Here is a 4,330-nt window from a genome sequence, read left to right on the forward strand (position 1 = left end):
TCGTCGACGACACCACCTTCCCGGTGTCGGCCTCGGTCGACAGCGATTTCGACTCGAAGGTCGCGCGGGCGAGCGTCGGCTACTCGTTCTACAAGACCGCCGAGGCCGAGGCCGGCGCGGTGGCCGGGCTGCACGTCACGCGCTTCAAGTTCATCGTCGAGGGCCTGGGCCAGGTCGACGGCGGCACCGTCGCGGTGCGCCGCGAGGAGGCCGCGCACACGGTGCCGCTGCCGACGATCGGCGCCTACGGCACCTGGTCGTTCGCGCCGAGCTGGCTGGCCTCGGGCCGCGCCGATGCATTCGCGATCAACTACAAGGGCCACAGGGGCCGGCTGCTGAACTTCCAGGCCAACGTGCAGTACCGCTTCACCGGCAACTTCGCGCTCGGCGCGGGCTGGCGCTACGACCAGTACAAGCTCACCGAGACGCGCCGCGACCCGCGCGGCGAGGTGCGCTACACCTTCCAGGGGCCGCAGGTCTTCATCGACGCCGGCTTCTGATCGCGCAGCGCCGGCGCCTGCCATGGAGACTGCCGCCTCGCCTGCCCCCGATCCCGCCGTCTTCCTGCACGTGCGGATCGTGCTCAGCATGGTGGTGAGCCTGAGCATCGCGCGGCTGCTGTCGGGGCTGGCGGTGTTCGTGCAGCACCCGGGGCGGCAGAAGGCGTACTGGGTGCACCTGCTGTGGGCGGCCTCGACCTTGCTGCTGCTGGTGCACTTCTGGTGGTGGGAGTTCCGGCTCGCGCAATTGCCGGTCTGGCGCTTCGAGCTCTACGCCTACGTGCTGTTCTACGCGGCGCTGAACTACCTGCTGTGCGCGGTGCTGTTCCCGAACGACCTCGACGAGTACGACGGCTGGCGCGACTACTTCCTCTCGCGGCGGCGCTGGTTCTTCGGGCTGCTGGCGCTGAGCTTCGTGGTCGACCTGGGCGACACCTGGATCAAGGGCGGCGCGCTGCTGCCGAAGCTCGGGCTGGAGTACCCGGTGCGGGCGGGGGCCTACGTGCTGCTGTGCGGGGCCGCCGCGCTCATCCGACACCCGGTGTTCCACGGCGCGTTCGCGGTCGGCAACCTGCTGTACCAGGTGTCGTTCATCGTGCGGCTGTATGACGTGATCGAGTGACGCCCCGGGGCCTGGATGTCAGGGATCCGTCGCGAATTCCCGGTCATTTCTGCGCGACACTCCGTCCTCGCCGGGCGTGACCCGGTTCCGCGCACCAGACCACGGCTCCACAAGACCTCGCGGTGCGCTTCACGGGAGGATCCCTTGCAGCACCACCGTTCCATCGTCGTCGATCCATTGCCGAGCCGCGTCGCCGCGCCGCACTGACCTGCTGCTGGCTGGCATCGATGTCGTCCTTCAAGAGCCTGCCGCTGAGCTGGGCGCTGTCGCGCCAATGGCACCAGGCGCAGTTGCCGTGGCTGGCCTGGACGCTGGGCGGCCTCGTGGCCCTCGCGGCGGTGGCCGCGGCAGGCGCCTGGGTGCATCTCCAGCAGCGCGACCTGGCGGCAGCCCGGCGCGATCTCGCCACCCTCCAGGCCCGCCCCGCGCCCGCCGCCGCCAGCGCCGCCGCTGAACCCGAACCCGACTTCGCCCGCCGGCTCCCCATCGACGCCAGCACCGCCGACTGGGTGCGCGACATGCAGCGCGTCACCGGCCAGCTCGGCGTCGCCGTCGTCAGCCTGGTCGACACGCCCCGCGCCGCCACCGCCGAGCAGCTCGGCCGCCACGACCTGCAGCTCACGCTGCGCGGCCCGTACCCGCAGATCAAGCTCGTGCTGAAAGAGCTGCTCGACCGCCACGCCAGCACCACCGTCGCTCGCCTGAACCTGCGCGTGATGACGAGCCCGGTCGACGTCGAGGCCACGCTGCTGCTGACGCGTTGGAGCCGCCCGCTGTCGACCGCGGGTGCACCGGCGCCCCGCGCCTCGGAGGCCAGCCGCTGATGCCGATGCGCAAGAGCCTCTGGTGGGCCCTGGGCGGAACGCTCGCCCTCACCGCCGCCTCGCTGTGGGCAACGCGGCAGGCGCCCACGCTGGTCGCGGCCGCCGTGCGCGGCGCCGAAGCGCCCGCGCCGGCCGACGAGCGCCCGCTGTTCCAGGCAGCGCCCGGCGCCGCGCGCCGGGATCGCGCCACGCCCACCACGACCCTGCCCAAGCAATGGCCCGCGCAAGCCTTCGAGCCTGCCAAGCGCGACATCTTCCAGCCGGTGCTGCCACCCGCCCCGCCACCGCCGCCCGCGTCCAAGCCGGTCGCTGTCGTCGCGCCGCCGCCGCCCGCACCGATGGCCCCGCCGATGAACTACCGCTTCTTCGGCCGCATGCTCACGCCCGAAGGCACCACCATCGTCTACCTCGTGAAGGGCACCGGCGCGCCGATCGAGGTGGCCGTCGACCAGCGCCTGGACGACGGCTACGTCGTCGAATCCATCACCGACCAGGCCGTGCAGCTGGTCTTCCCGCCCCTCGGGCAGCGCGCCACCATCGGCATCACGCCGCCACCGCAGTGAACGCCAGCAGCTCCATGACCTCCTTCGCCCGCTCCCTCCGTGCGCTGCCTTTCGCGCTGGCCGTGCTGCTGCTCGCCGGCTGCGCCGAGCAACGCTTTCGCGACGAGGCCCAGCAGGCGCTGCGCGCCGGCAACTACGAGCAGGCCCTCAGCCAGCTCGACGCCGGGCTGAAGGAATACCCGAACAGCACCACGCTGCGCAGCGGCCAGGTGCAGGCCCGCACCGAGGCGCTGGCCCGGCTGATCGCCGAATCGGCCGCCGCACGCGCCGCCGGCCGCTACGAGGTCGCCGAGCAGGCGCTGCGCCGCGCGAAGGCGCTGAACCCGACCAGCAGCCGCATCGACGACCTGCTCGCCGACGTGGCCACCGAGCAGCGCCAGCGCGCCGCGCTCACCGAGGCCGAGCGCCTGGCCGCGGCGCAGCAGGGCGTCGCCGCGCTGCGCGTGGTGGAGCAGGCGCTGAAGGACAACCCGCGCAACTCCGACCTGCTCGCGTTCCAGCGCCGCATCGAGGTCGACGTGCGCCAGGCCGAGGCGCGCGCCAACCAGAAGGGGCTGGCCGAGACCCGCCCGATCTCGCTCGATTTCCGCGACGCCGGGCTGCGCACCGTGCTCGACGTGGTGTCGCGCAACAGCGGCATCAACTTCATCCTCGACAAGGACGTGCGCCCCGACGCCCGCGTCACCGTCTTCCTGCGCTCGGCCCGTGTCGAGGACGCGATCGACCTGATCGTCAGCACCAACCAGCTCGCGAAGAAGGTGATCGACAGCCAGACGCTGCTGATCTACCCGAACACGCCCGAGAAGCAGCGCGAGCACCAGGAGCAGGTCGTCAAGGTGTTCTACCTCGCGAGCGGCGACGCGAAGGGCGCGGCCGCCTTCCTGCGCTCGATGCTGCGCGTGCGCGAGCCCTATGTGGACGAGCGCACCAACATGCTCGCGCTGCGCGAATCGCCCGAGAACATCCAGCTCGCCGAGCGCCTGATGGCCCTGTACGACGCGCACGAGCCCGAGGTGATGCTCGACGTCGAGGTGATCGAGATCCGCAGCACCCGCCTCACCGAGCTGGGCGTCAAGTTCCCCGACACCTTCGCGCTGACGGCGCTGCCGCCGGCCGGCGCCACCGGGCTCACGCTCGGCAACGTGCGCAACCTGACGCGCGACAACATCGGCCTGACCGTCGGCAACCTGCTCGTCAACCTGCGCCGCGAGGTCGGCGACTTCAACACGCTGGCCAACCCGCGCATCCGCGCGCGCAACAAGGAGAAGGCCAAGATCCTGATCGGCGACAAGGTGCCGGTGATCACCGCCACCATCGGCGGCAGCGGCAGCTTCGTCTCCGACAGCGTGAACTACATCGAGGTCGGGCTGAAGCTCGAGGTCGAGCCGACCATCTACGCCGACGACGACGTGGCGATCCGCGTCGCGCTCGAGGTCAGTTCGCTGGCCGGCCAGGTCAAGACCGCCTCGGGCACGCTCGCCTACCAGATCGGCACCCGCAATGCGTCGACGCTGCTGCGCCTGCGCGACGGCGAGACGCAGATCCTGGCCGGCCTGATCAGCAGCGAGGACCGCTCCAACGCGAGCCGCGTGCCGGGCCTGGGCGACCTGCCGGTGCTCGGACGGATCTTCTCGAGCCAGCTCGACGATTCGTCGCGCACCGAGCTGGTCCTCGCGATCACGCCGCGCATCGTGCGCAACTTGCGCCGCCCCGACGCGAACGAGACCGAGATGTGGGTCGGCACCGAAACCTCGCCGCGCCTGCGGCCGACCGGGGGCCGCGCGGCTGCCGTCGTGCCCGCTGCCGGAGCGAGCGCACCGG

The 4,330-nt window shown here is 71.6% G+C and carries 5 protein-coding genes; all 5 read left to right on the plus strand.

Translation table 11 applies throughout. The annotated features are described in order from the left end of the window. A partial coding sequence (locus tag AC1D01_RS22720) for a hypothetical protein (RefSeq protein WP_477870309.1) occupies positions 1-500 on the plus strand: 500 nt, incomplete at its 5' end. A 22-nt stretch (positions 501-522) separates the two neighbouring features. Beyond that, positions 523-1,122, plus strand: a complete 600-nt coding sequence (locus tag AC1D01_RS22725; RefSeq protein WP_477870311.1) for a hypothetical protein — start codon at positions 523-525, stop codon at positions 1,120-1,122. A gap of 227 nt (positions 1,123-1,349) precedes the next feature. Then, positions 1,350-1,946, plus strand: a complete 597-nt coding sequence (locus AC1D01_RS22730) for a hypothetical protein (RefSeq protein WP_477870313.1) — start codon at positions 1,350-1,352, stop codon at positions 1,944-1,946. Next, a complete protein-coding gene (locus tag AC1D01_RS22735; RefSeq protein ID WP_477870315.1) occupies positions 1,946-2,509 on the plus strand; it encodes a hypothetical protein in 564 nt (187 codons plus the stop codon). Before AC1D01_RS22730 ends, AC1D01_RS22735 begins: the two co-directional genes overlap by 1 nt. A gap of 14 nt (positions 2,510-2,523) precedes the next feature. After that, on the plus strand, positions 2,524-4,330 hold a 1,807-nt coding region (locus AC1D01_RS22740; protein ID WP_477870317.1), incomplete at its 3' end, for a type IV pilus secretin PilQ.

Source organism: Rhizobacter sp. P3_B12 (assembly GCF_056402895.1).

Bases quoted from the DNA above. Each gene is read 5' to 3' on its own strand.
- AC1D01_RS22735 (WP_477870315.1), top strand. From the start codon at position 1,946: ATGCCGATGCGCAAGAGCCTCTGGTGGGCCCTGGGCGGAACGCTCGCC.
- AC1D01_RS22725 (WP_477870311.1), top strand. From the start codon at position 523: ATGGAGACTGCCGCCTCGCCTGCCCCCGATCCCGCCGTCTTCCTGCAC.
- AC1D01_RS22730 (WP_477870313.1), top strand. From the start codon at position 1,350: ATGTCGTCCTTCAAGAGCCTGCCGCTGAGCTGGGCGCTGTCGCGCCAA.